Genomic DNA, 4,245 nt, shown 5'->3' with positions numbered 1-4,245 from the left:
GTCAAGCTTTTTTAGATTTTTTTTCACAAATAAAAGAGCCTCGCCTATTTTAGACAAGACTCATAAGATCATGTTTTGCTTAACTTAATGACATTGGTCTTCATTAATGTCTTTTCGCTTAGTTGCTTTATCAAATGTTTCATTATTAAAATAAATTTTCCTTTTTAAACAAGCATATAAATAAAGTAAAACCTTATAAACTAATACATAGTATTCATCTTTTGCCATTACATTAACCTCCTTGAAATTTTTCAAAATGATGTGTATAATTTAGATGTAGGAAGCGTTTTAGGCCCGTTACATTGGCCTTAGGCGCTTCCTATTTTTTATAACGATATGCTTTTATTTTTCTATTTTCGTCAATTATTAACACATCTACCTTTTTTAATGCTGATCTGTTTATACGGTCATCTAAAATCGACATCACTTGTTCGATATCTAATCCTATTTTTCTAAAATCATATATAAGTCCGCCTGAATTCTCTTTAATTTGTTTCAAACCTTTCCTTACTACTGAATCAGAAACCTTTTGGTTTGGTGTTTTTAAATCCCAAAGCTTGCCTTTCCATTGATAATCTGGATTAGCTTGATTATTTTTTTCTACAAAAAGGTGAATATCTCCACCAAACGTATCATGTAAAAACTTAGCCATATTCACTTCATCTTTTCTCTTATTTGGATTAAAACCATCGTCCATTGTTACATTGCCTTGTCCTGGAGTACTAAGACCATAGTATTCTGCCGTGACATCCTCTGCATATTTTGAAACTTTAGAAGTGGAAAACTCAATCCTTCTTTGAATATCTTCATCTTTGGTTTCCCATTTCTTAGTATGCACATTTTGTATTTGTTTTCCTTCACCAGGATAATATTGTAAATCGCAGCGACAATTATCATGTCTTTTATAAACATCATCCGGAACATCATCTGGATAAGAATATTTTCCTGATAGATTCATGCACCAATCACAGCAATTTCCTCGAACTTTTCTTGTTATTTTTGGATGCAAACCTGATTTGCTGTGAAACTCTGCATTTGCTTTAATCGTATCATCCACCACTTTTTGCGCAAAATGAACCACAGGATTTTTCAACATATATGAAACTTTATCAAATTGGTCACTTGTTAATTTATTGATAATCCCATCTACTTTTTGTTGATCATACTCTGATGGAATTGCTTTTATATTTATTTTTGATGCTTTGTTTAATGCTTCTTGTGTTTTTACAGATACATCAGAAATCAAATCAAAGTTTCTATGCATTGTTGGATCAATAATTCTTTTCGCGATATTGTAATACATCTTTCCATCTGGAAGAATGTCTGAACTAATTTTATTTGAATAGGTTTCTGACAATATTTCTCCAAGCCTTATTGCATACGTGTTTGCATCTTCATAGGTTGCCTTGCCACTAGCAATTACATCCAATATTCTTCTAACTTCTTCATCTTTCTGATATAGATTTTCAAAATCATCCTGGATTTCTTTTAACAATCCAGGAACGATATCATCTACTTGTTGATTCATCTATAATCTCCGATTTCATATTAGATGCTTCAATGCCAGTCAATTCCCTTAGATTATCCTTATTGAAATAACCAGGTATCGCTTGATTGATTTTGATTGCTCCATCTCCAATCAATGATAATGTTGACATATCTGGTTCAAAGATTGGCTCCCAAGATGCTTTTGTCAAATAGAAATTTGTTCTGATATATGGATATTCATCACGTACACAAGCGGCCAAATATCCTACATTTAAAAAGCCTGTTCCAAATGTTCTTTGCGCTTTTCTGGCTGCCAACCTTAGATTGTCGTGACTTGCCTTAATGGCTTCAGCACTTGATGGATTATCAGCCACAAATCCAAGATCATCTAAGGTAAGTCCAGTTTCTCCGGCAAAAAGTGATGCGAACATTCTTAGTTGTTCAATGTATGGAGACATGGATTGTTGCGAAAATTGTCCTAACTTTGGACTTTCTCCATCCTCGTCTTTATCAAATTGTAAGAAGGAAGACATTGTCGCTTTCCATTTATCAAGTTGTTCTGCATCTTGGCTAAGCCCTGTTACATATTTCTGCGGAAAACTATAAAACTCTGCCGAGACTTCCGATCTAAGCAGAGTTCTTAATGCCGATTGAGTGTACGACATGCAAGCACGACTAATTCGTGAATGGCCAAAAGGACGATGTGCATCTGGTTTATAAATAATAGGTACGAGTAATGGATAAGGTGCATCATTTTTTACAATATGCTGTTGTCCGTTTTCAATGAACACAGTATTTTCAAAAGTAAAATAAGCTTCTGATGTAGGGTTTCCTTGATCATTGCGATTTAATACCGCATAACCTTCTTTTAATAATCCTGTAATCGGATCAATGATACCAGTTGCATTACTTCCATCAATGACCTGCAATCTTGGAAATCCATCATCGCCTTTGGAAATATAAATAAAGCAACAACTGCTAATTAAAGCAGATAGAACCGCACTGTCAAAAAAGATATCCCGATTGTTGAGATCAAAAATTTGATTGATGTTAAAATTATCATTTTTAAATTCATGAAACACCAATCGGTCTGACAAAGTATCTACTGATTTAGCGCACCATCCAAGAACGCTTTTCATCCATTTTAATTCATCCGGTATCATCCCTTTAAAATACTTTGTGATGTTTTTCATTTCGTAATACTCGTATCGTGTAAGCACTCTGCGGCGCTTATACGCGAGTTTATTTCTTAAATAATTAATTCCTTTATATTGATTCATTTTGAGCCATATGCTCCTTTCTAGATGCGATTCAGCGAGAAATATTCGTAGTGACGGCGTGAAGCTCGGACAAGCCGATGGTGGGGGAGGTAATACCCCCATAGATCTAACTCTTGCCGTGCCTATATTTTATCCAATCAATTGAATGTGGCAGCACTCTATTCGATAAAATTTCTGTTGATTTCTGTGGTCCCTTACCCCTCACCAGTTTGTCAGACTTCATCCGGTTACATGTCCAATGAGCAAGTTGTAAATTATCCATGTCACTTGGATGCCCACCTTTAGCAATCGGAATAATATGATCAATACACGCTGACAAAGGATGCGGATATTTGTAACTAAAGTCTACAGGCTTACCACATATACCACACACCTCTTGTGTAGCAAATATCTTTTTCTTATTTCGCTCAAATGCTAGGCGGTGGGTACCATCTTGATCAGGCCTATTTCTTCCCACGGTATCACTTCTTTCCAAAAGAAAAAGCCTCAGACTTTTTATCTGAGACTTCTTGATGATATTAATATAACACTAAAAAGTGGTACACTAGGGAACTCTTTTAAAGATTTATAAGAGCTTTCTAAGCTCACTTCTTATATGCTTATACATTCCTCGTTTAGAATATCCATATTCTTCTGCAACATCCCAACTGTTTTTAAAGTGAAAATATAAATCAAACAGAATATTTTGATCACGTAAAGACAAAAGCTCAATGGGTTTGCACTCATTGAGTCTTCGTCTGTAATAGTTTATTTCAGATTCAATTCTATCCTCTTCTGCAAACATAGCTACAGGACTTGTATATCCACCGTGAAAAGTAGGCATGGGCTTACTTGATTTTTCTTGTTCTTTCGTAAGTTCAGGTATGAAATGACTTAATCCTAGCATCTTATGTTCCAACACTTCTAGTTCTTCATTCAGCTCAATAATTCGATGACAGCAATATCTAGCTGATTTCAAATCACTTAGTAATTGATTCACTTTATCTTTGTTCATCTTCTAATACCTTCCTTTTCTTTTCGATTAATTCAAATAAGTCCTGTTTGCTGATTCCATGCTGTACGCAAATCGTACCTAATTCTTTTTCGTGTTCTAGTTGCGCCAGCGCAGTATATTCCTTTTGGATCTGCCTGGCTATTTTATCCTGTCTCTTTTGTCTGTAATTCATCATTCACACTTTCTACTCGTACCCAAGAAGGGCCGGACTATCGAATTATTATTTTTGTACAAACTGTAAGATCGAATGGGTTAAGTTATTTCTAGGAGAAAATCAAAACAAATGCCTGCCTGATAATCCGGTCCTTACTGAGTACGAGAATCAATTTTTACATAGACAATGGCTTACCAATCCCGATTGAACAAAGAATTAGGATTTCAAACAGCCATACACCAAGGAGGATCAGAACGGCTATGATCCATTCATAATCACGGCCGTTCATTTTCTCTTACCTCGTACATTTTCATCAATCATTCCTGTAC

Annotated in this window: 6 protein-coding genes; all 6 read right to left on the bottom strand. The window is 35.0% G+C overall.

The genetic code is table 11. The features are described from left to right. Window positions 1-84: 84 nt before the first annotated feature. Window positions 85-228, bottom strand: coding sequence for a hypothetical protein (locus U0M88_RS04845; RefSeq protein WP_331869084.1), 144 nt, complete (start codon window positions 226-228; stop codon window positions 85-87). A 91-nt stretch (window positions 229-319) separates the two neighbouring features. Next, window positions 320-1,528 carry a hypothetical protein gene (locus tag U0M88_RS04840; protein WP_331869083.1) on the bottom strand — a complete coding sequence of 403 codons (1,209 nt, stop codon included), beginning with the start codon at window positions 1,526-1,528 and terminating at the stop codon, window positions 320-322. Continuing rightward, window positions 1,509-2,681 (bottom strand): hypothetical protein, encoded by a 1,173-nt coding sequence (locus tag U0M88_RS04835; RefSeq protein WP_331869082.1) that lies wholly within the window; start codon window positions 2,679-2,681, stop codon window positions 1,509-1,511. The genes U0M88_RS04840 and U0M88_RS04835 overlap by 20 nt, the downstream gene beginning before the upstream one ends. Before the next feature lie 193 nt (window positions 2,682-2,874). After that, window positions 2,875-3,243 carry an HNH endonuclease signature motif containing protein gene (locus tag U0M88_RS04830; protein ID WP_331869081.1) on the bottom strand — a complete coding sequence of 123 codons (369 nt, stop codon included), beginning with the start codon at window positions 3,241-3,243 and terminating at the stop codon, window positions 2,875-2,877. Window positions 3,244-3,333: 90 nt separating this feature from the next. Then, window positions 3,334-3,762 carry a hypothetical protein gene (locus tag U0M88_RS04825; RefSeq protein ID WP_331869080.1) on the bottom strand — a complete coding sequence of 143 codons (429 nt, stop codon included), beginning with the start codon at window positions 3,760-3,762 and terminating at the stop codon, window positions 3,334-3,336. After that, complete coding sequence (locus U0M88_RS04820; protein WP_331869079.1) at window positions 3,749-3,934, bottom strand: hypothetical protein; 186 nt, start codon at window positions 3,932-3,934, stop codon at window positions 3,749-3,751. Before U0M88_RS04820 ends, U0M88_RS04825 begins: the two co-directional genes overlap by 14 nt. Window positions 3,935-4,245: the final 311 nt, after the last annotated feature.

It is taken from the genome of Faecalicoccus sp., assembly GCF_036552745.1.
In the GTDB taxonomy this organism is placed as follows: domain Bacteria; phylum Bacillota_I; class Bacilli_A; order Erysipelotrichales; family Erysipelotrichaceae; genus Faecalicoccus.
This window is presented reverse-complemented; position numbering and strand designations above follow the sequence as displayed.

What these genes read in the sequence shown, in the direction of transcription:
- U0M88_RS04820 (WP_331869079.1), bottom strand. Translation starts at nt 3,934, where the DNA reads ATGAATTACAGACAAAAGAGACAGGATAAAATAGCCAGGCAGATCCAA.
- U0M88_RS04840 (WP_331869083.1), bottom strand. Translation starts at nt 1,528, where the DNA reads ATGAATCAACAAGTAGATGATATCGTTCCTGGATTGTTAAAAGAAATC.
- U0M88_RS04845 (WP_331869084.1), bottom strand. Translation starts at nt 228, where the DNA reads ATGGCAAAAGATGAATACTATGTATTAGTTTATAAGGTTTTACTTTAT.
- U0M88_RS04825 (WP_331869080.1), bottom strand. Translation starts at nt 3,762, where the DNA reads ATGAACAAAGATAAAGTGAATCAATTACTAAGTGATTTGAAATCAGCT.
- U0M88_RS04835 (WP_331869082.1), bottom strand. Translation starts at nt 2,681, where the DNA reads ATGAAAAACATCACAAAGTATTTTAAAGGGATGATACCGGATGAATTA.